General features: G+C 41.2%; 27 protein-coding genes. 9 read left to right on the top strand and 18 right to left on the bottom strand.

The features are described from left to right. Positions 1-12: 12 nt before the first annotated feature. The 13 genes from NST09_RS06275 to ggt form a co-directional block, all read right to left on the bottom strand. Complete coding sequence (locus NST09_RS06275) at positions 13-1,335, bottom strand: dihydrolipoamide acetyltransferase family protein (RefSeq protein WP_035392333.1); 1,323 nt, start codon at positions 1,333-1,335, stop codon at positions 13-15. Between the two features lie 18 nt (positions 1,336-1,353). After that, positions 1,354-2,334 carry an alpha-ketoacid dehydrogenase subunit beta gene (locus NST09_RS06270; protein ID WP_026050078.1) on the bottom strand — a complete coding sequence of 327 codons (981 nt, stop codon included), beginning with the start codon at positions 2,332-2,334 and terminating at the stop codon, positions 1,354-1,356. A gap of 31 nt (positions 2,335-2,365) precedes the next feature. Beyond that, entirely contained in the window at positions 2,366-3,349 is a 984-nt protein-coding gene (gene pdhA / locus NST09_RS06265) for a pyruvate dehydrogenase (acetyl-transferring) E1 component subunit alpha (RefSeq protein ID WP_041092295.1), read from the bottom strand. A gap of 180 nt (positions 3,350-3,529) precedes the next feature. Beyond that, a complete protein-coding gene (locus NST09_RS06260; RefSeq protein WP_017367078.1) occupies positions 3,530-4,561 on the bottom strand; it encodes an alcohol dehydrogenase catalytic domain-containing protein in 1,032 nt (343 codons plus the stop codon). Next, positions 4,558-5,004: a hypothetical protein gene (locus NST09_RS06255; RefSeq protein WP_008346260.1), complete on the bottom strand. Its 447-nt coding sequence runs from the start codon at positions 5,002-5,004 to the stop codon at positions 4,558-4,560. The genes NST09_RS06260 and NST09_RS06255 overlap by 4 nt, the downstream gene beginning before the upstream one ends. 62 nt (positions 5,005-5,066) lie before the next feature. Then, complete coding sequence (locus tag NST09_RS06250; protein ID WP_008346262.1) at positions 5,067-5,345, bottom strand: PTS sugar transporter subunit IIB; 279 nt, start codon at positions 5,343-5,345, stop codon at positions 5,067-5,069. Between the two features lie 19 nt (positions 5,346-5,364). Beyond that, the gene (locus NST09_RS06245; RefSeq protein WP_007498866.1) at positions 5,365-6,738 is read right to left on the bottom strand and encodes a PTS transporter subunit IIC; all 1,374 of its coding nucleotides are present in this window, start codon (positions 6,736-6,738) and stop codon (positions 5,365-5,367) included. A gap of 50 nt (positions 6,739-6,788) precedes the next feature. Next, a complete protein-coding gene (locus NST09_RS06240) occupies positions 6,789-7,256 on the bottom strand; it encodes a PTS sugar transporter subunit IIA (RefSeq protein ID WP_008346265.1) in 468 nt (155 codons plus the stop codon). Between the two features lie 240 nt (positions 7,257-7,496). Next, positions 7,497-8,228, bottom strand: coding sequence for a sulfate ABC transporter ATP-binding protein (gene cysA / locus NST09_RS06235; protein ID WP_051632389.1), 732 nt, complete (start codon positions 8,226-8,228; stop codon positions 7,497-7,499). Between the two features lie 15 nt (positions 8,229-8,243). Beyond that, a complete protein-coding gene (gene cysW, locus NST09_RS06230; RefSeq protein WP_017359152.1) occupies positions 8,244-9,113 on the bottom strand; it encodes a sulfate ABC transporter permease subunit CysW in 870 nt (289 codons plus the stop codon). 5 nt (positions 9,114-9,118) lie between these two features. Continuing rightward, positions 9,119-9,964, bottom strand: a complete 846-nt coding sequence (gene cysT / locus NST09_RS06225) for a sulfate ABC transporter permease subunit CysT (RefSeq protein WP_019743464.1) — start codon at positions 9,962-9,964, stop codon at positions 9,119-9,121. 11 nt (positions 9,965-9,975) lie between these two features. Further along, the gene (locus tag NST09_RS06220; RefSeq protein WP_192808230.1) at positions 9,976-11,007 is read right to left on the bottom strand and encodes a sulfate ABC transporter substrate-binding protein; all 1,032 of its coding nucleotides are present in this window, start codon (positions 11,005-11,007) and stop codon (positions 9,976-9,978) included. Between the two features lie 262 nt (positions 11,008-11,269). Continuing rightward, positions 11,270-13,024: a gamma-glutamyltransferase gene (ggt, locus tag NST09_RS06215; protein ID WP_017359155.1), complete on the bottom strand. Its 1,755-nt coding sequence runs from the start codon at positions 13,022-13,024 to the stop codon at positions 11,270-11,272. A gap of 227 nt (positions 13,025-13,251) precedes the next feature. On the opposite strand from ggt, the gene NST09_RS06210 reads away from it, so the two are divergent. From NST09_RS06210 to NST09_RS06185, 6 genes are all read left to right on the top strand, one after another. Further along, a complete protein-coding gene (locus NST09_RS06210; RefSeq protein ID WP_342493448.1) occupies positions 13,252-13,710 on the top strand; it encodes an ASCH domain-containing protein in 459 nt (152 codons plus the stop codon). A gap of 206 nt (positions 13,711-13,916) precedes the next feature. Then, positions 13,917-14,534 (top strand): DUF47 domain-containing protein, encoded by a 618-nt coding sequence (locus NST09_RS06205; protein WP_017359157.1) that lies wholly within the window; start codon positions 13,917-13,919, stop codon positions 14,532-14,534. A 15-nt stretch (positions 14,535-14,549) separates the two neighbouring features. After that, complete coding sequence (locus NST09_RS06200) at positions 14,550-15,548, top strand: inorganic phosphate transporter (RefSeq protein WP_017359158.1); 999 nt, start codon at positions 14,550-14,552, stop codon at positions 15,546-15,548. Positions 15,549-15,694: 146 nt separating this feature from the next. After that, positions 15,695-16,465 (top strand): type II toxin-antitoxin system SpoIISA family toxin, encoded by a 771-nt coding sequence (locus tag NST09_RS06195; RefSeq protein ID WP_019743468.1) that lies wholly within the window; start codon positions 15,695-15,697, stop codon positions 16,463-16,465. Then, on the top strand, positions 16,434-16,610 hold the full coding sequence (locus NST09_RS06190) for a type II toxin-antitoxin system SpoIISB family antitoxin (RefSeq protein ID WP_008346289.1): 177 nt from the start codon (positions 16,434-16,436) through the stop codon (positions 16,608-16,610). The genes NST09_RS06195 and NST09_RS06190 overlap by 32 nt, the downstream gene beginning before the upstream one ends. A 99-nt stretch (positions 16,611-16,709) precedes the next feature. Next, positions 16,710-16,841 carry a hypothetical protein gene (locus NST09_RS06185; protein ID WP_255201815.1) on the top strand — a complete coding sequence of 44 codons (132 nt, stop codon included), beginning with the start codon at positions 16,710-16,712 and terminating at the stop codon, positions 16,839-16,841. Here the strand turns inward: NST09_RS06185 and NST09_RS06180 are convergent. Further along, a complete protein-coding gene (locus NST09_RS06180; RefSeq protein ID WP_210552401.1) occupies positions 16,830-17,729 on the bottom strand; it encodes an N-acetylmuramoyl-L-alanine amidase in 900 nt (299 codons plus the stop codon). The genes NST09_RS06185 and NST09_RS06180 overlap by 12 nt on opposite strands. Positions 17,730-18,041: 312 nt before the next feature. Here NST09_RS06180 and NST09_RS06175 point away from each other — a divergent pair, with 312 nt between their 5' ends. Further along, positions 18,042-18,626, top strand: coding sequence for an ImmA/IrrE family metallo-endopeptidase (locus NST09_RS06175; protein WP_342493447.1), 585 nt, complete (start codon positions 18,042-18,044; stop codon positions 18,624-18,626). Here NST09_RS06175 and NST09_RS06170 read toward each other — a convergent pair. Continuing rightward, positions 18,617-19,240: a poly-gamma-glutamate hydrolase family protein gene (locus tag NST09_RS06170; RefSeq protein WP_210552399.1), complete on the bottom strand. Its 624-nt coding sequence runs from the start codon at positions 19,238-19,240 to the stop codon at positions 18,617-18,619. The genes NST09_RS06175 and NST09_RS06170 overlap by 10 nt on opposite strands. Before the next feature lie 244 nt (positions 19,241-19,484). Between NST09_RS06170 and NST09_RS06165 the strand changes: the two genes are divergently transcribed. Further along, positions 19,485-19,856 carry a DUF5412 domain-containing protein gene (locus NST09_RS06165; RefSeq protein WP_017359605.1) on the top strand — a complete coding sequence of 124 codons (372 nt, stop codon included), beginning with the start codon at positions 19,485-19,487 and terminating at the stop codon, positions 19,854-19,856. A gap of 39 nt (positions 19,857-19,895) precedes the next feature. On the opposite strand, the gene NST09_RS06160 is transcribed toward NST09_RS06165, so the two are convergent. Beyond that, the gene (locus NST09_RS06160) at positions 19,896-20,720 is read right to left on the bottom strand and encodes a methyl-accepting chemotaxis protein (RefSeq protein ID WP_046527519.1); all 825 of its coding nucleotides are present in this window, start codon (positions 20,718-20,720) and stop codon (positions 19,896-19,898) included. A 221-nt stretch (positions 20,721-20,941) separates the two neighbouring features. Here NST09_RS06160 and NST09_RS06155 point away from each other — a divergent pair, with 221 nt between their 5' ends. Further along, complete coding sequence (locus NST09_RS06155; protein WP_210552398.1) at positions 20,942-22,411, top strand: FAD-dependent monooxygenase; 1,470 nt, start codon at positions 20,942-20,944, stop codon at positions 22,409-22,411. 32 nt (positions 22,412-22,443) lie between these two features. Here the strand turns inward: NST09_RS06155 and hag (NST09_RS06150) are convergent, their stop codons facing one another. After that, positions 22,444-23,265, bottom strand: a complete 822-nt coding sequence (gene hag, locus NST09_RS06150; RefSeq protein WP_025207195.1) for a flagellin Hag — start codon at positions 23,263-23,265, stop codon at positions 22,444-22,446. Positions 23,266-23,554: 289 nt separating this feature from the next. Continuing rightward, positions 23,555-24,394: a flagellin Hag gene (gene hag / locus NST09_RS06145; RefSeq protein WP_191096755.1), complete on the bottom strand. Its 840-nt coding sequence runs from the start codon at positions 24,392-24,394 to the stop codon at positions 23,555-23,557. Positions 24,395-24,443 lie beyond the last annotated feature (49 nt).

Below are 24,443 nucleotides of genomic sequence, written 5' to 3'. Positions count from 1 at the left end.
CCGATTCATCTCCTACATTAGCAATTCAAATGGTTGTTCAAGCACTTTTTTAAGGTCTGTTAAAAAGGCTGCTGCTGGTGCACCATCTACCACTCGATGATCAAATGATAAACTGACGCCCATCATTGGCCGCACCTGAATTTCTCCATCGATCACTACAGGTTTTTCTTGAATGCGTCCAACACCTAAAATCGCCACTTCCGGCTGATTAATAATTGGGGTAAACGTGTCAATGGCATACATCCCTAAGTTACTAATGGTAAATGTAGACCCCTTCAACTGGTCTGGCAGCAGCTTTTGATCGCGTGCATTTCGACCAATTTCTTTTGCTTCTTTTGTGAGCTGTTTCAGCCCTTTTTGATTTGCATGAGAGATGACCGGAACCATTAGGCCGTCTTTCACAGCAACCGCAAGACCAATGTGCACATCCTCATGGAAATGGAGCTCATTTTGTTCAAACGTCATATTGATTTGCGGATGGCGCGTGAGGACACTGCTGACCGCATGGATGATGATTTCTGTAAACGACAATCTGTAGCCTGTCTCTTTTTCAATCGCTGGGAGCAGCTGTTTGCGCACTTCTTTTGCTTTTGTCATATCAATTTCACTTGTTAATGTGACGTGCGGCGCTGTAAAGGCACTTTGTGACATGCGATCTGCGATCACTTTTCTCATCCCGGCTAGTTTTTGTGTTCTTACTGGAGCAGCTTCTGCCTTTTGTGCGCCTGCTGCTGTCACATCACTCTTCATGATTTTTCCGTGGACGCCAGAACCAGCAACATTCGCTAAGTCGATCCCTTCACGAGCAGCCACTTTTCCTGCAAGTGGTGATACGCGCTGGCCTTCCTCGTTCGTATGAAGTGCCGCTTCGACATCCCGTTTTTGAATTCTGCCTTTTGGTCCTGTACCAGATACTTCTTGAATGGCTACTTGGTGATCTTTTGCCGTTTTTCTCGCTGCAGGTGTTGCGCGTACTTTCTCACCCACCGTTGGTTCAACTTCAGTCGAAACAGATGGTTCAGATGGTGATGACGTTCCGCTGTCTTCAGAAGATGCTTCATCTGACTGCGCTGGCGGCTCGCTCGGTACCTGCTCATTTGCCTCTCCGATATATCCAATGACAGCATTGACTGGAATCTGATCATCTGCTTCGTAATATTTCTTTAGAAAAACGCCATCATCATAGGCTTCAACCTCGATATTGATTTTGTCTGTCATAATCTCAAATAGAGGCTCACCGATTTCAACCGAATCTCCTTCTTCTTTAAACCATTGAAGCAAGGTACCGATCTCCATCGTACTGCTTAGCTTCGGCATAAATATCTCTTTTGGCATGATCTTCTCCCCCTTTACTTAAGAGCGCACGAGCTCTTTTGCTGCTTCAATAATATCTGGCACTTGTGGAATGACTGCTTTTTCCAGCGTTGGGTTGTACGGTATTGGAACGGCAAGACCGCCAAGTCGTTTAATAGGTGCATCTAAATAGTCGAAGGCTTCACTTTCCGCTATCATACTCGCAATCTCTCCGCCGTAGCCGCCTCGTTTCACTGCCTCATGCACAACGATACATTTGCCTGTTTTTTTCACAGATTCAATAATGGTTTCTTCATCTAATGGGACGAGCGTTCTCGGATCAATGATCTCGACATCGATTCCTTCCGCTTCTAGTTCCTTCGCTGCTTCGAGCGCTTTGTGCACCATAATGGCTGTTGCGACAATTGTGACGTCCTTTCCGCTTCTCTTCACATCCGCTTTCCCTAAAGGAATCGAGTACTGCTCTTCTGGTACTTCACCAATTGTTTTATATAAAAGCTTGTGTTCATAGAAAATGACAGGGTTGTCATCATCCATTGCTGCTTTTAAAAGTCCTTTTGCATCATAAGCTGTTGAAGGCTGAACCACCTTTAGTCCAGGAATATGAGCCATCCACGCTTCTAAGCTTTGGGAGTGCTGCGCTGCGGCACCTGTCCCGGAACCTGCTGGTGTTCTGACAACAAGCGGCACTTTCCCTTTTCCGCCAAACATGTAACGTGTTTTCGCTGCTTGGTTTACAAGCTGATCCATTGCAATTGTAATAAAGTCAGAGAATTGTAGTTCTAAAATCGGACGCATCCCTGTCAAAGCCGCTCCGACTGCGCCTCCTGCGATGGCAGCCTCTGAAATCGGCGTATTGCGGACGCGTTCTGGACCGAATTCCTCGATCATCCCGCGCGTGACACCAAATGCGCCACCGTATACGCCGATATCTTCACCTAAAATGAAGACATCTTGATTTTTTCTCATTTCCTGACTCATTGCTTCTCGAACGGCTTCTAAATATGAAATCTCTCTCACTGTCGTGTTTGTCACGTGATTCCCCTCCTAATTAGGCGTATACATCCTCTAATAGTGTGTCAATTGATGGTTCTTTACTATTTTTCGCAAATTCAACAGATGCCTCGATCTCTTGCTTCGCTTCTTCTTGTAAACGAGCAGCCTGTTCTTCTGTCAGAACATCTAGCTCCATTAAGAGTGACTTAAAGCGTTTAATTCCGTCTTTTTGTCTCCATTCTGTCTCTTCTTCACGTGTACGGTATTTTTTCGCATCACTCTTTGAGTGACCCTTCCAGCGATACGTTTTCATTTCAATGAGTGATGGCCCTTCTCCAGCTCTTGCACGGCTTACCGCTTCATCTACTGTATTCATGATTTCAACCATGTCATTTCCATCAACTGTTTTCCCTGGCATTCCGTAGCTTTTGGCTCTTGTTGAGATGTCTTCAATGTTGATCATTTCTTTCACAGGACCAGACATGCCGTATTGGTTGTTTTCACAAATAAACACAACAGGTAAATCCCAAATGGAAGCAAGATTCAGCGCTTCATGGAAGCTGCCTTCATTTGTAGCGCCGTCTCCGAAGAAACAAAGGACCACAAAGCCTTCCTTTTTCATCTTGGACGTGAGCGCCGCACCAGTTGCAAGCGGAATACCGCCGCCAACAATTCCATTTGCCCCAAGGTTTCCTTTTTCTAAGTCGGCAATATGCATGGAACCGCCTTTTCCTTTGCAGTAACCTGTTTCACGTCCGAATAGTTCAGCCATCATTTTATTGACCTCTGCACCTTTTGCAATACAGTGACCATGTCCGCGGTGTGTACTGACAATCTTATCTTCATCCTTTAACACAGCAATAGACCCAACAGCCGATGCTTCCTGTCCAACACATAAATGGGTCGTTCCATGGATTAATCCTTTAGCAAAGAATTGATCGACCTTTTCATCAAAATATCTTACTAACCACATTTGTTTATATAAATCTGCTAATTTCTCATGACTAATCTGTTCAGGCAAAGTGATTTGTTTTTGCATTTCTTCTCTCCCCTTTACATTTGTTCTTATGTGTTACATTTGTAATTATCATACGTTTAACTCTCATTGAAGTCAAGTATTTCCGTTTATTTTTTAAGCGTTTTCATCTTTTTTCAGAAAAAAAGAGAAAGGCAAAGCCCTTTTCCAAAGACCTTCTCTTTCTCTCCATCTCGTACATTCTCATTCATCTGGATACATCATGATTTTGACGCTTTCACCTTCTGGATGCCTAGCGCATTCTATCGCCTGACGAAGCTGACTTAATGGATATCGATGCGTCACCATTTTTTCTGTATGAACGACCTTCGCTTTTAAGAGCTCCAGCGCTTCACGATAATGGTATGGATGCGAGGAATAAGCTCCGACTACTTTTACTTCATCATGGAAAAAACGTTCTGCTGGAATGGAGACATCCCCTTTCGGAAAGTGAGCAAAGACCAAAATCGTTCCGCCTCTTGCAACAGCTTGAAATGCTTCTTTTAAAAGCGCACTGCTCCCCACAGAAATAATGACAAGATCCGCTCCCTTTCCATCTGTTTCTTTCATGACGCGGTTTTCTACTGGCTCAGATGCTGGATGAAAAGCGACGTCCGCCCCAAGATTTCTTGCTTGAAGGAGCCTGTTCTCATTTACGTCTGTGATCATCACTTTTCCAGCCAAATAATATTTGGCAAGCTGTAATTGAATGCAGCCAATTTGCCCCGCTCCAAGAATCAAGACCGAATCTCCAGGATGAACGGGCGCCCTTTCAAAGCCGTGAAGACAGCAGGCAACCGGTTCGACCATCGCTCCTTGTTCATATGAGACGTCATGTGGGAGCTTGCCCATTGTATGCTTCACATGTAAAGCAGGAACACGAATATATTCCGAAAAACCGCCCGGCTCTACATTTGTGGCTGCAAATTGCGGGCACATTGTATAAAATCCTCTTTGACAAAAGTCACAAGTGAAACAAGGGACATGATGCGCTACATACACCCTGTCTCCCGTTTGAACATGTGTGACGTGACGGCCTGTTTCGATAATGTCACCAGCGATTTCATGCCCTAGCACTGTGCCAGGAGGTACCGTCTCATGTGTTGCTTTATAAATATCCGTCCCGCATAAGCCGCAGGCACGCATTTTTAATAATACTTCATCATCACCAATGGCTGGCCGCTTCCGCTCCTCGTAACGAATGTCCTCTGAAGAATAAAAGACAGCTGATTTCATTTAGCCGCATCCTCCTTTTCATCACATGTCGCAAGACTCTGCAAGGATTGAACGAGCTGCTTGTACTCACTCATCTCACTTGAAATCCAGTAGCGTCCGCCAAATATTCGCGCAGGTCCCACTCTGACATATACTTTCCCGATATGAGGATATGGTTTTAAAAACAATTTTCCTTTAATATCGGACACGGCATATGTGTGCCACCTGCCAAAAGCACCTATTTTCAGCTCATCTTCACTAATCATGATATTCGTTGGCTGATTCAGGCCAGTGATGCTAGAAAGCATAAGGATAGGCAGCGTATAGACACCTAACACAGCTAATGGCTCAGGTCCTGCCGACATCAACGTATAAAGAGACCAGAGAAAAAACACACATATTAACAAGGCCGGAAGGAAAATAGAAAACATGGCAGACGTTCGGCTATAAGCATGCTGCTGCATGAGAGCTCCTCCTTTCAAATGACATGGAAGGAGCTTTCGCAGCTCCTCCACGCAACCATCGTTCACTTAATATGATCGATAATTTTTTCAATATCCTCTTCAATGCCAAATCCCGTTAAAAAAGACAACGTTTGAATCACAGGCGTTCCTTTTGTATCACTAACAGGCGTTGTCGTCACAATTAAATCAGCACCCTCCGCCTTCTGCGGAACCTCAGATGCCTTACACTGTTCAACGATGACATCGTATCCTTTTTCCTTTAATGTCTCTTCTACCTTTTTTGCTACAACCGTTGACGTAGCAACTGCCGTTCCACAAGATACTAATATTTTTTTTGCCATGAGAATCCCTCCAGCTCATTTATTGATCTTTCTGATCTAAGCCCATTTCTTTTGCATACTGCTTTTTAATATCATTTCGCACCCAGTACCAAAGAAGCGCATATGCCAGTGCACAGACAATCGCTGCAATGAAGTAAGGGTTGCTCGGATCAAGAAGTCTCACCATGATCCAAGGAATGACGTGTGAACCAAGATCAATACCAGAGATCATATTTGCCCCTTCTGGGAAGTCGAAACCAACTGCTTTCCCCATTGTTGTGGCGAGTGGTGCAAGGTTCGTTGCAATGAAGAAAACAATCATTAAAGTAAAAATACTGTTAATGAGGCCGCGAATAATATTCCCACGAGCGGCAGCTACTGCCCATACCACTGTAAATGGCAGAACCGATAAGTCTGCAAACGGCAGCATACCATTGTAGGGAAGAACGACAGCGAGCAAAATGGTGATTGGCACCATCAAAAGGGCTACAGCCATATTCGCTGGATGACCAATGACAATCGCTGTATCCAAACCAATATAGACATTTTTTCCAGGGAAACGCTTTTGAATATAAGAACGAGCACCCTCAGAGATTGGAATAAGTCCTTCCATTAATAAAGCAACCATTCTTGGCATTAACACAAGCACTGCAGCCATTTGAATTCCAAGGGTCATGACACCTTTTGCATCATAGCCACCAAGAAGACCAATAATGATACCAAGTATAAGACCCATTACAAGCGGTTCACCAAAGATGCCAAAACGTTTTTTCAAAGTTTCTGGATCCGCATGAATTTTGTTTAAACCAGGGATTTTATCAATCACGCGGTTTGACGCATACATGAGCGGAGCGAAGTTGACCGTTTCAGCATGAGCCATCGATACGCCTTTTAATCCGAAATGGTGTTCAATCGTCGGTGCCGTCCAATCGGCGAGTTTTAGTGTAATCGCAGAAACGATTAAACCAACGGCAAGAGCTAAGAACATATTATGATAAGCGTAGTAAGTAACAGAAGCAGCGAAAATCAAATGCCAGAAATTCCAAATATCCACATTCAATGTTTTCGTAAAGTTAACAGACAGCAAAATGACATTTAACAAGAGCACAAGAGGAATCATCAAAGGGGCAACAGGTGTACCAAATGAAATGGCGGCTCCAATCGGCCAACCGACATCTAAAATATCAAGCTTTAATCCAAGAGAATTGACCATGGCTTTGGCTGCTGGTCCAAGACCGCTTACGAGTAAATTAATGACAAGATTGACCCCGACAAATCCAATTCCGATCGTAATACCTGCACGGAAGGATTTTTTAAATCCTTGCCTTAAAATCATACCGAATAACGTCATAATAATTGGGAGCATAATTGTTGGCCCTAAGTCTAAGATGAAATCGACGGCTTGCTTGATCATACATCCACCTCCTGATTTTAAATAAAGCGCTTACATTATGTCGTGAATAGCTATTGGTTTAATTCTTTTTGAAGTACATCAACTGCTTCTTCATACGATGTCATGTGAGATAAACTTGTCATTACTTCTTCTTTTCTGAAAAGCGTCATCAGTTTCTCTAACATCACGAGCTGTTTACTAGGTTCAGAGATTGCCAGAACGAACACAATTTTGGCTTGAACTGTCTCATGAGGGCTTCCCATCTTATGAAAAATAACAGGTTCCTTTAATGTCGCTACACTGATCGCCGGTTTGTTTACATGTTCAGGATCTGTATGGGGAATGGCTACCCCAAAGGTCGCAAGAGGAAGACCGGTCGGATATGTTTTTTCTCTTTCAAGCACTGCTGGTAAAAAGCTCGATTTGATATACCCTCCAGTTTCTAACCTTTCTGCTAAATAGGCAGTCACCTCCTCACTTGAAGATGCTTCGTATTGCAGCTCAATCAGCTGTTGATCTAACTCAAACAAGCTGTTCAAACAACCACCCCTTTCATTTGGTATAAATATGAACACATGTAACAAAAAGAATGAACATTTTAAAATAGAACCTTTCGTAAAGCGCTTACAAATACATGTTTTATAAAATGTTCAATACTGTTACCTTTGTAAAGATATTATAATATTCAAAATTATAAGTCAATGTTCCTAGGAAAATTTTTATAAAAAAAGATGCAGCTTTTTGCCGCATCTCTTTTATTACATCACATCAACTTCTTGTTAAATATGGCTTCCTATATCTAAAAATTCAGCTACAAAAAGGTTGTCTGTCTGCTCTGTCATTTCTTTTTTTGTGCCGATTTTTTCGATTCTGCCCTCATTCATCACCACAACACGATCAGCGATATCAAACGCTTCTTCTTGATCATGCGTCACAAAGATGGTCGTCATTTGAAATTCTTGATGAACTTTTTTCAGCCAATGTCTTAAGTCTTTTCTCACCTTTGAATCTAGTGCACCAAAAGGTTCATCTAAGAGAAGAGCTTTCGGTTTAACGGCTAGCGCACGTGCAAGTGCTACACGCTGCTTTTGTCCACCTGACAGCTGCTCTGGATAACGGTGAGCATACTGCGTTAATTGAACGACTTTCAGCAGCTCATGCACCCGCTCTTTGATGTCTTTTTTAGGCAGCCTTTCTCCTCTAGGTTTCATCTTCAATCCAAAAGCCACATTATCAAATACCGTCATATTTCGAAAAAGCGCATATTGCTGAAAGACAAAACCAATTTGCCGTTTTCGCACTGGAATGTGAGTATAATCCTGTTCTCCAAATAAGATCTGCCCTGTATTCGCATCATCAAGCCCTGCAATAATTCTTAATAAAGTCGTCTTACCTGATCCAGATGGTCCTAGTAAGGATATTAATTCCCCATTTCCGATCGTCAAATCCACGTTTTGCAAAACCTTCGTCTGCCCAAATTGCTTTGATATTTGTTTCGCTGTAATCCCCAAGGCTGATCCCTCCATTTATTTTGAACGCTTGCCAAGCCTGTGATCTCTCTGCTGAATGATCTGCTTGATGATTAATGTGATGACCGCAACAAACGCCATGAGAGAGGCCACGGCAAAAGCCGCTTGGAATTGATACTCGTTGTATAGAATTTCTATATGAAGCGGCATTGTATTTGTCATTCCGCGGATATGACCGGATACAACTGACACTGCACCAAATTCACCAATCGCCCTTGCCCCTGCTAAAATGGCGCCGTAAAAAAGGGCCCATTTTATATTTGGAAGTGTCACAAGGAAAAAGGTCTTCCACCCACTGGCACCAAGCGTAAGCGATGCTTCTTCCTCATGAATGCCTTCATTTTGCATAAACGGAATTAACTCTCTCGCAACAAAAGGAAATGTCACAAAGATGGTCGCAAGAATCATCCCCGGTACAGAGTAAATCACTTTCCATCCATTTGCTAAAAGCCACGGTCCTAAAAGTCCATTTGAACCAAATAAAAGTACAAATACAAGTCCTGCAATGACAGGTGACACCGCAAACGGAAGATCAATGACAGTTGTTAACAAACGTTTTCCCGGGAAATGAAATTTTGTGATGAGCCAAGCAGCACTGATCCCAAAAATCATTTGAAGCGGCAATGTGATCATCACAATGAAAACAGTCAATTTAATTGCCGCAAGCGTGTCTGGATGTGAGATGGCAAGAAGATAAGAACTCCATCCTTTCTCAAAAGCCTTTGAAAACACAGCAATCAACGGCATGAGTAAAAACAAAATCAAAAAAGCATACACCACACTAATCAACATACTCTTCACCGCTTTTGATTCCGTCACAGGACTCCTGTACTTGATGCGGTGCTCTTTAAGAAGCTCCCTTTCCAATCGTCTCACCTCACTTCCACTTGTTTTTTCCGCTCGACAAACCACTGCAATCCGTGAATCAATAACAAAATGACAAATGATAAGAGCAGCATGAAACAGGCAATGGCTGCGGCACCTTGATAATCATACTGCTCAAGCTTAGACATGATCATCAGTGGTGTAATCTCTGTTTTAAACGGAATATTTCCCGCTATAAACACAACGGAGCCATATTCACCGAGTGCTCTTGCAAATGCAAGAGAAAATCCAGTCATTACCGCTGGAAACAAGGCAGGCAGCAGTACATGAAAAAAGGTCTGTTTTCTTGTAGCACCAAGTATGGCTGCGGCCTCTTCCACTTCCTGCTCAAGCCCCTCAATGACCGGTTGAACCGTTCTTATGACAAATGGAATGCCAATAAAAATCAGTGCCAAAATAATACCGAGCGGGGTGTAAGCCACCTTCACATGCAAAAATTGCCCAATCCACCCATTCGGAGAATATAGAGTCGTCAAAGCGATGCCAGCCACTGCCGTTGGAAGAGCAAACGGCAAATCGATGAGGGCATCCAGGATGTTCTTTCCTGGAAACGAGTACCGCGTGAGAACCCATGCGATCAGTACACCGAAACCTGCATTGATGAGTGCAGCTGCAAAAGAAGTCGTAACCGTAAGCTGCAGCGACTTTAGCACCCGCGCATCACTAAAGACATTCCAAATTCCTTCTGCTCCTAATGAAGCCGTCCAAATAAATACCATAGATAAAGGAATCACGACAATCGCACTGACATAAACAAGTGTCACTCCGAGACTCAGCCCGAATCCAGGCAATACACGTTTTCTTTTATTGGCGGCAGCATAGCCTTTCTTCATCACGTCGCCCCCTATTTTTGTCCGCTATATATTTGATCAAATAATCCGCCATCATCAAAAAATCTTTTCTGCGCCTTTCGCCATCCGCCAAATGCCTGATCAATGGTCACCATATCAATCTCTTTAAATTGATCTTTATATTTGTTTAGCACTTCTTGATTTCTTGGTCGATAATAGTTTTTCGCCGCAATTTCCTGTCCTTTTTTAGAATACAAATAATCTAAATAAGCCTTTGCCACTTTCTCTGTTCCTTTTCGTTTCACATTTTGGTCGACAACGGCAACGGGCGGCTCTGCTAGAATACTAATGGAGGGACTGACAATCTCAAATTTGTCTTTACCTAATTCATGCAGTGTCAAATAGGCTTCATTTTCCCAAGCAATTAACACGTCACCAAGACCGCGCTCGACAAAAGTTGTTGTGGCGCCACGAGCACCTGAATCGAGTACTTCGACATGCTCATATAACTTTTTCACAAAATCCTTCGTTTTTTCTTCATCCCCATGAAAGGTTTTATCGGCATATGCCCATGCGGCTAAATAATTCCATCTTGCACCGCCTGACGTTTTTGGATTTGGTGTGATGATGGATACACCTGGCTGAAGCAAGTCATCCCAGTCTTTAATATTTTTGGGGTTTCCTTTCTTCACAAGAAACACAATCGTAGACGTATAAGGTGTGGACTGATTTGGAAATTCTTTTTGCCAATCCTTTGAAAGTAGCCCTCGATCTGCAATGGCATCAATGTCGTACCCAAGAGCAAGTGTAGCCACGTCTGCTTCGAGTCCATCAATAATCGATCTCCCCTGCTTACCTGATCCTCCATGAGACTGCTGTATCGTCACATCCTCACCGGTTTTGTCTTTCCAATAAATCTGAAAGGCTTGATTGTATTCCTGATACAATTCACGTGTAGGATCGTATGACACATTCAACAGCTCAATCTTTCCCTTTTGATTTGAGGCTTCATTCGCATTTGAGCATGCAGCACTTGTGATGATGAAAAGTGTCATCGCAATAGACATCCATATCCTTTTTTTCATGTTATCCGCTCCCTTTCACATTGAATAGTGACACCAACCTTGCCGTTTTCAGTTCTATACGCAAAAAAGGCCCTCAGCGATTGAAGTACAAAAAAGTCCTGTACGTCAATGCCAAGAGCCTTCGGTTGTCCGATCAGCTATGTATGATTGATGTTAGTCTATATATTATTCAAACTATTCACAGGTGTCAACTGTGTTTTTATTTTAATGAAAACTAAAAAGAAACGCCTTCTTGATGAGGCGCTTCTTTTCCCGGGAAATGCTATTGATCTGCAGCTACCTTTAGATTGACACCAACAGCAGTTCCATTTCTCGTTGAATCAGCTACTCCAGTGAATGTCCCTGCTTTTCGATCAATCAGTAAAGCTTGCACATTCCCTATATCAATAGGGGAACTGCCAAACTGGTGACCCATATCATTTAACTTTGTTCTTACATCTAGAGGGACACCTACTTCATAACGATACGAAGTTAAGCTGTTTGTGTAGATTCTTGGCTCTTCTACCGCATCCTGAAGCTCCATGTCATATTCAAGTAAATTGAGAATCGTCTGTGAAACAGAAGCAATGATCGTCGTTCCACCAGGAGATCCAACAGTCATGACAGGCTCTCCATCTTTAAAAATGATCGTCGGGGTCATACTTGATAATGGGCGTTTATTGGGCTGGACTTCATTTGCACCGCCAGGTCGTGCATCAAAATCAGTTAGTTCATTATTTAAGAAAAATCCATACTCTGGAACAAGAATCCCTGTACCAAATAATTGTTCAATGGTTGTTGTAAATGACACAACATTTCCCCACTGATCTGCAACAGTAAAATGGGTCGTCTCACCAATGGTTTTATCTTCTGGCTGAGGAACAATTGGGGATGGGTTTTTCTCATCCTCATATGCCCAAGGATCTCCTTCTTTCGGGCTGCGATTCATTTGATCTAATTGAATGAGAGAGGCTCTTTCTGAAATGTAATCATCGTCTAGTAGTCCTTTTAGTGGAACATCTACGAATTCGGGGTCGCCGGCATATGCGGCTCTGTCAGCATAGGAGAGGTGCATTGTTTCAGCAAGCAGCTGATATTTTTCGAATGATTTGGGGTCATACTGAGACAGGTTAAAATGGTCAAGTATTTTGAGAATTTGTAGCATAAACACCCCGCCTGAGCTTGGTGGAGGCATGCTTGCAAGCTGATATCCTTTATAGTCTCCCCAGATTGGCTTGTCAGTCTTGACTTCATAACGTTTGATATCTTTTGAAGTCATCGTCCCGCCAAAATCTTGAACTGTATTTGCAAGTGCCTTTGCTACTTTTCCTTCATAAAACGCTTTGCTTCCTTTTTTCGCAATGAGTTTAAATGTTTTTGCAAGACCTGGCTGGACAAGCAGATCTCCTTCTTCGAGCGGCTGATCATTTGGAAGAAAAATTGGCGCTGCGGCCGTTTTTTTCAATTTCCCTTGGTGATCATCAATCGCTTTTGCCAAGACAGAATCAATTTCAAAACCATCTTCTGCAAGTTGAATGGAGGGCTCAATCAATTCCTTCATAGAACGAGTACCCCACTTATCTAATGCAGCTTCAAGACCTTTTACAGTCCCTGGAACACCTACCGCATTTCCATGTGTAGATCGCTCAGCAAACGGAATCACTTTTCCATCATCTGTTAAAAACATGTCAGGTGTTGCGCCCTGTGGTGCTCGCTCTCTGCTATTGATGATGGAAGTTTCCTTTGTTTTCCCATCATAAACCATCATAAATCCGCCACCGCCAATTCCTGACATCATTGGCTCTGTTACGTTAAGTGCGTACTGAATGGCAACAGCAGCATCCACTGCGTTCCCACCTTTTTTCAATACGTCAGCACCAATCTCCGATGCAAGCGGATGTGCAGTAGCCACCATACCATCTTTACCAACAGCTACTTTATTCCCATGAGTTTCGTTTGCAGTGACTTGGCTGACCGGCAGAAAAAACGAGAAAACAAACAGACATATGGACAAAACAGTTAGAGAAATGCGTTTCATGAACAACACCCCTTCCATATTCTTACTTTGACCTTACCGACTTCTTGACCAGAATACAATAGATTATTCTAAAATTTCAAAATTTTTCATTCTATCATCCTATATCTGCCAAACAAAACGCATGTTTTCAAAACATATGACATGCACAGTTCGTAGTAATAAAGACATACGATTTCCAAGTTTGAAACTTCACGATATAATAAACTCATAACAAAGGGGGAAAAAGGATGAACCACAAAAGCACTTTATTTTGGGAATCTTATTGGGAAGAAAAATCAGGAAAAACTCCTGATCACGCCTCTGTTTCTGCTTGGGCATTTGGCGCAGATCCAGATCACTTGCTTGACCTTGTACAACAAGGAAAAAAAACAGCCACTTGTTCTGGATACCTTTTTTACGAAAAAGAACAAGAGCCTCTTCCAAAACCCGGTCAATATGCGGTCATTTTGGACAGCCAGGAGGAACCAAAAGCCATCATAGAGATCACACAAGTAGATATCATGCCAATGAATGAGGTTCCTGAATCATTTGCAAAAGCAGAAGGTGAAGGCGATCTTTCATATGACTATTGGTACAAAGAACATGAAGAATTTTTCACAGAAGTCCTTAAGCCGTACGGATTAACATTTAAGGAAGATATGCTTCTTGTTTGTGAGCGGTTTAAGCTTGTTTATTCAGCTTCTTAACGTTTAAGCGGTGCCAAAAATGGTCCGCTTTTTTGCTTTCTTTTCCCCTTTCTGAAAAAGGTGAGTTGAGATCACATCTTTAGGTCAGAATAAGATCAAATAGAAAAAGTGAAGAAATTTTCGACTACACCTGTTTTTTTTCGACAAAAGAATATATAATTATTTGATGTGTGCATTGTCTCATTTATACAATGGAGGGTTTTTACATGTTAAAAAGGAAAAAAGACAAGTTTTCCGTCTTGTTAACGGAAATTGCTAAAAATTTAGATGAAACTGCTGAGTATTTTGTTAGCTATAAAGTAACAAATCAAACCACTCTGAAAGAATTTTCTGACACATTGAAGGAATATGAGACAAAAGGTGATAATCATGTTCATACCATGATTAAAGAGCTGAATAAAGCCTTTATTACACCGATTGAACGTGAAGACATTCTTCAATTGACGAATAGCCTCGACGATGTTTTAGACGGCATTGAGCATTTTTCAGCAACTTTAGAAATTTATTCAATTACAAGCTCTGACGAACATATCGACAAATTCAGCCACTACATCAGAGAATGTGCGAAAGAAATTTTAACGACTATTGAATTACTGGCTGATAATCGCTTGAAAGATATTCATCCGCACGCAATCAAAATTAAAGAGATTGAGCATAATTGTGACAATCTTCACCGCAAATCACTAAAGAACTTGTTTGGAAAAGAAACAGATCCAATTAAGGTCATTCAATACAAAGAAATTTACGAAACACTTGAAGAAATCGCAGATTCCTGTCAAAGTGTTGCCAACAATCTAGAAACAATCATTATGAAGAATGCGTAACGGGGTTAGTTAAACATGGATACATTACTCATCCTTACCATACTTATTGTCATTTGTGCACTTGCTTTTGATTTCATTAACGGATTCCACGATACAGCAAATGCCATTGCTACTTCAGTTTCAACAAAGGCGTTAAAGCCAAGACATGCTATTATTATGGCAGCGTTTATGAACTTCTTAGGAGCAATGACATTTACAGGTGTGGCAAAGTCCATTACAAAAGACATCGCAGATCCTTTTACACTTCAAAACGGATCTGTCGTCATTTTGGCTGCTTTAATTGCAGCGATTACTTGGAACTTGCTTACTTGGTATTACGGGATTCCGAGTAGTTCTTCACATGCACTGATCGGATCAATTGCAGGAGCTGTTATTGCCTCTGCTGGTTTTGGCGCTTTAAACTATTCGGGATTCATTAAAATCATTCAAGCACTTTTGCTTTCACCTATCCTGGCTTTTGTTTTGGGATATATCGTGTATACCATTATCAAAATTATATTCCGAAACAACAATCTCGCAAAAACAAATAAACAATTCCGACGTGTTCAAATTTTAACGGCTGCACTGCAATCGTATACCCACGGAACAAACGATGCGCAAAAAGCGATGGGAATTATTACGATGGCTTTAATTGCAGGTAATTTGCATACAACAGACGACATTCCTTTCTGGGTACAATTCTCTTGTGCGCTTGCAATGGGACTTGGCACGTCTATTGGCGGCTGGAAGATTATTAAAACAGTCGGCGGTAAAATCATGAAGATTCGTCCAGTAAACGGAGTATCTGCAGACTTAACGGGTGCAGCTATTATCTTCGGTGCAACATTTATTCACTTACCGGTTAGTACCACTCACGTGATCTCATCTTCTATTCTAGGTGTAGGTTCTGCACATAGAGTAAAAGGAGTCAACTGGGGTACGGCAAAACGTATGCTTGTCACTTGGGTGATCACATTACCGATTTCGGGAACTCTAGGGGCACTTATATACTTTGTGTTAAATGCGATTCTCTAATATCAAAGACCTGTCTAACAGGTCTTTTTTTATTTGTTCGCATCCTCAAATGCTCTTTTTCTGCAAGCCATTTTTTCATGAAGCAGGGTTTCCAATCATATCCATAGAAATAAATAAGTATCCATCTGTCTATGGGAGAGAAGAACATGCTATTATTTTTTCAATTGACTGTTTGGTTATTGCTAGGTGCTCTTGCTGTATATGTATTTGCGGTATGGCGCTTTGAACAAAAAGTAAAAGAAAAGATGTTTGCGATTCGTAAAACGTGGTATTGGATTTATGTAGCGGGTGCTGTTGTGTACTGGACAAATGACCCTGCTTCAATCTTCACCGATTGGATGCACTACCTGATTATTGCTGTTTTTTTCGCATTAACTGATGCCTTTATTTTCCTCAGCTCCTATATTAAAAAACTCGGAAATCATGAACTTGAAACCGACACCCATCAACTCCTAGAACAAAATAACGACCTGCTTCATTCTTACCTCAATAAACTAAAAACGTACCAATACCTATTGAAAAATGAACCGATCCATGTATATTATGGAAGTATAGAAGCATATATAGAGGGAATTGAACGACTGATCTATTCTTTTGCAGAAAAAATGAATATTCAAGCAGTTCTTTGTCCTTATGATACGCAGGAGCAAAAAGATGACCTGCTGCGGACACTTGATCAGAGAGCACTTATTCAAGCAAAGCTTGACAGGCAGGAAGTGTATTACGATGATTTCGGCAAATTGGTTCTCATCCCGTTTTCAGTAGCGGATGCACACTTTGTGATTAAGCTGACCTCTGAGGATATTGTCACTGAATTCGACTATTTATTAATGACTTCACTTACAACGATTTATGACCTAATCTTGCCTGACGAAGAGGAAGGTGATGAAGATGGAACACGCACTTCAAGGGGATAATAACAATCGCAAGAAAAACCCATTTAAGATTTTAAAGAAAAAGCGCCATATTAGTATGGCTGATTACAAAGTAAGTCCCCATACGGAGCGTATTTTCAAAAAGAATGAACAGCTCCTAGATGAGTATAAAAATAAAAAAGCTTGATTACACTAAAGGACGCGGAACTTTATCCGCGTCCTACTTCCGTTTTCACATCTACTTGCATACAATAAAACCAACTGCTGCAACGATTGAGGTGCCAATATGAAAAAGAAACTTAAACAATTGAGGTATGTTCAGTTTGCTGAATTTAAGCCATCCCCTTATATCTGCCGATTACATGAAAAAAGTGAAGCCGTCATTCAAGCGGCCAAAAAGAAAGACTCACTGATTTAATAGTTGAAGCAACTTCACTTTTGTTTTAGGACCGTATACTCCATCACTTGTTAGACCATTCATCAGTTGAAATCGCGCGACGGCATTGGCTGTTTTTTCCCCATAAACGCCATCAATGCCCTTATCTGCAGCTGTTTTGTCAGGATAAAAATACACAGCAGCAAGCGCTTTTTGGACGAGACGTACATGCTCCCCTTTTGTCAGAGGTGATGTCACCTTTAACACCCCATCCGGCAGTTCATAACTGAGCTTTTCTTCTGCACGATAAATTTTGAGAACTTGTCCAACTCGAATCATGTTCGGGTCACTAATCTGATTCCATGTCTGTAAATCACTCACTGTAACACCATGGGCTTTGGCAATACTCGTTAGCGTATCCCCGCTTTTCACCACATATGTGATCACCGTTTCCGGATCACCTGCAGTCTCAATTCCTCTTTTAAATTCATCCCATGTAGCTAGCAGCAGACGTGGACATGTTTTTCCTGACCAATGCTGATGCGTCACCACATTTGCTAATGGAATGCCATGTTCTTTTAAAAGCTTTTGAATAAGCCACTGGGCATGTTTGACAGCTTGTTGAAAGTTTCCATCTTCGTTTTCACAAATTTCAATGCCAATCGATTTTCGGTTGCCATCTCCATGTCCATCCCCAGCATGCCACCCATTTTCATTTAAAGGGAGATGCTGAAAAATTTCTCTGTCATCCACTGTGAAGTGCCAGCTTACCTCTGTTGTTGAGCGTTTGACATATGCCACATGACTTTTTGCGTCAGCTCCCTTAGATGTATTGGCTGTGTTATGCACAGTTACATAAAGCGGCGTCATAGTATATCCTGGCCGATTTCCGTTTCCAACTGGAATAAAATCTTGATAAATTTGTACCATGTTTTGCACTCCTTTTTGTTCAATTGATGTTTGATCTTGCTCATCAATCGGTGGCAAACGTAAGACAAATTTGTTTGTTTTCGTCATAAGACTATGGTAAAATTTGAATTCAATCGACGTTTTATCTTTGTAAAAAATAAAAAATAGAACAAAAAAAACAGGAAAAACTTCCAATTTTCTTTGATTTTATGTTAAAATTGTTAAAAATAAGCCGATATAAAAAGTAAGCGATAGCTTTATTAGCCATTTAGTCCTATATGGACTTTTCTTTTACGGCAAAAATAGAACATACGTTTGTATGGAGGTTTTGACATGACTTATTTTTTAACCCATTTAGAAGAAGATATTAAACGGTTATACACTCAACTGCAAATGAGCGGTCCTGCCTATGTAGACATGCATAGGATCGCAGCTGAATTTCATGTATGGGTACACTACGAGGATACTGGCAGCATGATGATCAAACATCAAGGTCTTTACAGTATTATTTTAAACAGATCCTTATCGTCAGAAGAACAGTGGCAGGATTTCGCCCACGAGCTTTGTCATGTGCTGAAGCATACAGGCAACCACTTTAACATGCACAAGCTCTTTCGAGAACTGCAAGAGTTTCAAGCAAAACAATTCATGTATCACTTTTGTGTTCCGACTTTTATGCTGCTGCAAATGACGCTCCCAAACCTTAGGCAGCAAGCCATTTTGCATATTGCTCAAACATTTCATGTCACTCGGGCTTTTGCTGAAAAACGGCTTGCTCTATTTGAACAGCGAAGAGCCGGCATTCAATTTCAAAAAGAATTTACTTCTTATTTAATGAGAGCCGGCAAGGTGGCAGAAAATGAAGCTACATATCAAACAAAAGCGTCAGCACACGTGACGTCAGAAGTTTATTCATAAAGGCTTAACACTTGTTTCAGCGCATTTGTGTATTGATAAAATTGTTCGGTTTGTGTATCACGTCTACGGCTCCGCCTAAAGTCTTGAAAAAAAGCTCTTCTCTGAGCTTGGCTAATTTCAATTTGAACACTTTTTCCTGTGAGGCATTGATTATTGATATTTTGAGGATGTGTTCCAGCAAATTGATCCGATTCAGATAAAAGCAAGGCATGGAAGCCATTTTGTGTGAGACACTTCACTGTTTCAGCAGCTTTTTCCCTGTCGGTACCGCCAACTAAAGTTTGTAGGACATCTGTTTCTCCATAGCCGTGGAGTGCAAACGTATAATGATGTGTATGCACTTGAGAAAGACAAATCGGCTCATCAAAACGTGTGCTCGTAATGTGAAGAACATGATTGCCTTTCACTTTAAGGCCCTCGAATAAATACATAGAATAATCGGTTGCTACTTCATGGACCAGCTCGCTCACACCAGATTCAATTCCGCCCGCATGAGGTGACAGGACGAGAAGCTGATCCCCTTTCCGCTGATGAAGAATTTGATAGTCAATCCCTTTTCTTTCATGAGCGGAAAGCTCTTCATAATTTTGATACGTATCTATGATTCGATTCATTCCATCTGCCCCATTTCTCTATATGAGCATAAGTCTACTGATCGCAAATTCTTTTGTAAAGTGTTTTCGAATGACCAGTGTGATCTGAATGCATCCTTAAATTTTCCTTATCTTTACGGGCTAACTGTTGAATGTTAAGAAAAAATGACCGATAATTGAAATGAATAGAACTTTTGGACTATATGAATCTTTTTGTAATCTCTCTCATATATTAGAATATTGCGATCTACACCTGGAGGAATTCATGTTTAAAAAGAAAACCACCATCATCCTTGCCATCTTATGTCTTAGCTTCGCCGGAATTATTTACTGGAAATGCTTCTCTCTTCAAGGCGTGTCTCACGGAACATTCATCCGCTCGATATCATCACCTGATGGAACCTATACCATTAACACATATCGACATAGCGGAGGAAAGCTAAAAGAGAATGCGGTCAGAGCAGAAATTGAAAACAAACTCACCCATCACAAGAAAACAATCTACTGGAAGTACCCTGATAAAGATCCTCTGATTAAATGGGAAAATGCACAGCTCGTTCAAATTGGACATGAGTTTTTAAATGTGGTCAAAGGTGAAACATACGATTATCGCTTTGATCAGAAAAATAGAAAATAACGAGCCAACAAAAAAACGAACCCTTTTTGGATTCGTTTTTTACGTTAACATCGCCTTTTGCATAAATTCTTTCATTTCTTTGCTAACCATCGTCAACCTATCTACAATTTCACTAAACTCCGTCACTAATAAAGCTTGTTCTGAAGATGACCCTTTCATATGGCCCATACTCTCAAGTAATGTATGTATATTAGAGGAAATCCCTTGTAATGAGCTTTCTATATTTTCCGTTGCACGTGAGGTTTCGCTTGAGAGCTTTTGAACCTCGCTCGCTACCACACTAAAACCCGCTCCCTCTTTTCCTGCCCTGGCCGCTTCAATTGAAGCATTCAATCCTAGCAAACTCGTTTGTTTAGAGATACCTTTGATCATTTTTGTAATATCTGAAGTTTTTTTCGAGCTTTCAAGTGTTTGCTGTGTTTGGAATGTCATTTCCTCACTTGTCGCAGAGAGCTCTTCTGAATGAGCCGCCACCACATGTACTTTTTCTTGAATACTTTGAATGATGTCGTTCAATGACTCCATATACGCCTCGAGTTCTATTTGATTTTTAAGCGGAAAACCTAAAGCGATTGCACCAATGACTTGATGATTTTCATCGAAAATCGGCAATCCCATTGCATTTAAAGGCGTCCCATACACCGATTCAGGTACGAATGTACTTGATGTTTCGCCTCTAAGCGCATTTTTCATATTCTGATCATCTGGTTTAATGGGATCTCCTGTCCGTATTTGAAAATCCACATCTTTTGATGGCAAATACAGCAAGAATTTTTCTCGATCAATGACACCCATCGTCACTTCATCTTTTAAAATCTTCATCATATAAGGTGCTGCGGTTACAATACTCTGTAGTATATCCATTCTCTCTACCCCCTTAATGTATTTATCGGTCATTCCTCTTAAATTTGATCATTATTTTTTAAAAATAATGATCAAGATTGAAGTTTTTTTCATATTTACGAGTAAAAAGTATGCCAATTCCTTTCTATATTCAAAAAAACAAGAATTTGCTATACTTAGAAAATCAACATATGATGAAATGGTCATGTAACCATTTGATATATTCACTGGAGGCGCATGTTGTGACACAACCCATGAAGTATGAGCGGGCGATCGTCATCGGAGGCGGAATAACGGGAATGCTCGCTGCAAAGGTTTTATCAAGTTTCTACCTTGAAGTATTGATTATTGAAAAGGACGAATTGCCAGACTCTCCTGAGAATCGTCTTGGCACGCCTCAAGCCTTTCATCCACATAGAATGCTGCCACTAGGCAAACAAATAGTGGAACGTCTATTTCCTGGTTATACAAAAGAATTACTAGAATTGGGCGGGTACAACACATGGCATCAGACATCTCGATTTATGACAAAAGATGGCGAGTTAGTACTCACCGATACTGAAGAAACAGCTGTCACACGACGTGCCATGCTAGAGTGGGTGCTGATGCAAAGAATGTTACGTGAGGAACGTGTTCAATTTTTTGAAAAACATGAAGCGATCTCTCTTCTTTTTGAGAAAAAAACGACTCAAGTGAGTGGACTACAGGTCAAAGATCGGAGGATAAAGCCAGGAATCATTCACAAATTGAAAGCGGACTTAGTGATCGATACGTCTGGAAGAATGTCTAAATTGCCAAAATGGCTGAAAAGCGCAGGACTGACCTTGCCGCAGACAGATGAGTTAATCGTGTCTCTTGGCTATAGCACAAGATACTACCAAATACCAGCTGAGGCACCGAACCTAGAACCAATGGTCATCGTTGGACAGCCAAATAAGAAAATTCCAACAGGACTGTTTGAACGAGTAGATCATGATTTAGCAGCTGTTCTTCTCTCTGCAGCTGGCGGCTCTCATTATCCAACAACGGACGCTGATCAGTTTGATGTAGAGACCGCTAGGCTGACCAATCCCTCTATAGCAGAAGCCATCACTCATTTAATTCCCTATACGAAACCAAAAGGATTTAGAGTTCCGGCTTGTGTCAGAAACCACTATGAACAAATGGAAGATTGGCCAAGCGGATTATTGGTCATGGGTGATGCCTTGTGCACATTAGATCCAATACATGGTCAGGGAATGACAAAGGCAGCTCTTGAGGCACAAACACTTGAGCATATGCTCAAACAAGCACAAGAAGATGAGCTTATTTCTTTTGAACGGCATACCTTACAACAAATGCAGCATGCCAATGAGCTTGGCTGGTGGCTTTGTGCAATTGCGGATATGGCATGGGAAGGCGTCGAGTTAAAAGGAACCCCCATTCCCCATCTGACATTTGTACAAGAATTTTTAAATTATTATGTACAATATGCCGTTCAAACAAAACAAACTAAATACCTTGAGGCGTATCATCGTATGCATTCATTCTTAATAGAACCGAGAAAAATCATCAACCTAGAGCAGCTGCAAGACATGATTCAAGCTGACTTCACTGGTGATGTCGGCCACTGGTGGCATAGGTGGGATCAAAAGAATGAGGAATTAAATCGAGCTTTCTTCAATGAAGCTGTTCCAGACTTTCAATTACATCAATTGCTAAAATTAAACTAACATAAAAAAAGCCCCTCAACGGGGGCTTTTAATTAACGTAATAACTGAAGTACGTTTTGCGGCTGTTGGTTCGCTTGTGCAAGCATTGCTTGAGAAGCTTGAGAAAGAATGTTGTTCTTAGTGAACTCACTCATTTCTTTCGCCATATCAACGTCACGGATACGAGACTCAGCAGCTGTTAAGTTTTCAGCAGAAGCACCAAGGTTGTTGATTGTGTGCTCTAGACGGTTTTGGACAGCTCCAAGTGCTGAACGTTGTTTAGATACCGCACCGATTGCAGCGTCGATTTTTGCTACTTCAACGTCAAAGTCAAAACCATCTTCATTCACTTTAATATCTTTGACAGTCAATGTTTCAGCGTCCATTTTGCCGATCTTTACGTTGATATTTTGCTCAATGTTCGCTCCAATTTGGAATTGGAATCCATCCTCTACACTACCATCTAATAGATTCTTTCCGTTAAATGCTGTACGCTGAGAAATCCCATCAATTTCATCAACCAAAGCAGTAAGTTCTTCTTGAATCGCCGTTAAATCTTCAGTCTGCTGTGTACCAACGTTACCTGCTTGAACTGTCAATTCACGCATACGTTGAAGAATCGCATGAGTTTCAGTTAATGCACCTTCAGCTGTTTGAATAAGAGAAATACCATCTTGTGCGTTTTTAGATGCCATTTCTAATCCGCGGATTTGTCCACGCATTTTTTCAGAGATTGCAAGACCCGCTGCGTCATCTCCTGCACGGTTGATACGAAGTCCAGAAGAAAGCTTCTCCATGTTCTTTTGTCCTGCCCCATTGTTTGCAGACAAACGGTTCAGTGTGTTAAGTGCTGCGATATTGTGGTTAATTCTCATATTAAATGACCTCCATGTGTTTGAACCAATTAGACATCCATGTCCAAAAGTTCTAAATTAGAATTTTTTTGTAAGCCTTACAATCCATTTATCGAACTTCAATGGAATATGTTTAACAAAAAAGGAATAAATAAGGAAAAAGTCTTATTCATTATGATCGTTTCGCTAGAGTATGCCAAATTTAGAGGTCATTTTTCATGATTTATCAGAGGGATTTAAGAATCATAAGACTGGAGAAAATGCGAAGGAAAAAACAGCATAAAAAAAAGCCCCATCAAGGGGCCTTTCATTAACGTAGTAATTGAAGTACGTTTTGTGGCTGTTGGTTCGCTTGTGCAAGCATTGCTTGAGAAGCTTGAGAAAGAATGTTGTTCTTAGTGAACTCACTCATTTCTTTCGCCATGTCAACGTCACGGATACGAGACTCAGCAGCTGTTAAGTTTTCACCAGAAGCACCAAGGTTGTTGATTGTGTGCTCTAGACGGTTTTGAACTGCACCAAGTTTACCACGCTCAGAAGATACTTTATTGATTGCAGCATCTACTTTGTCTAATAAAGCATCTGTGTTAGCAGCTGTAGCTGTTGTCACAACATAGTCTGCTTTCAACATATCAAGACCTGTAGCCGCAGTACCCATGTTTCCAATATTAACAGTTAATTGTTGAGTTTTGTTAGCACCGATTTGGAAAGTAAATCCATCTGTTGCAGTACCATCAAGTAATTTTTTACCGTTGAATGCTGTACGATTAGAGATACCATCTACTTCATCTAAAAGGTTGTCGATCTCATCTTGGATCGCTTTAAGATCTGTAGTTGCATCTTGCGTACCAGTGTTACCCGCTTGAACAGTTAGTTCACGAACACGTTGAAGGATTGAGTGAGTTTCAGTCAATGCACCTTCAGCTGTTTGGATAAGTGAGATACCATCTTGTGCGTTTTTAGAAGCCATTTCTAATCCGCGGATTTGTCCACGCATTTTTTCAGAGATTGCAAGACCTGCTGCGTCATCTCCTGCACGGTTGATTTTAAGACCAGAAGAAAGTTTCTCCATGTTCTTTTGGCTAGCAGCGTTGTTTGAAGACAAACGGTTTAATGTGTTAAGTGCTGCGATATTGTGGTTAATTCTCATTTCCTATTACCTCCATGTATGTGGGACCTGACAGACGTCCTTGTCTGAA

The organism is Bacillus sp. FSL W7-1346, from assembly GCF_038593335.1.
Taxonomy (GTDB): Bacteria; Bacillota; Bacilli; order Bacillales; family Bacillaceae; genus Bacillus; species Bacillus altitudinis.
Note: the sequence above shows the minus strand (reverse complement) of the source record. Positions and strands in the feature narration are given on the sequence as shown.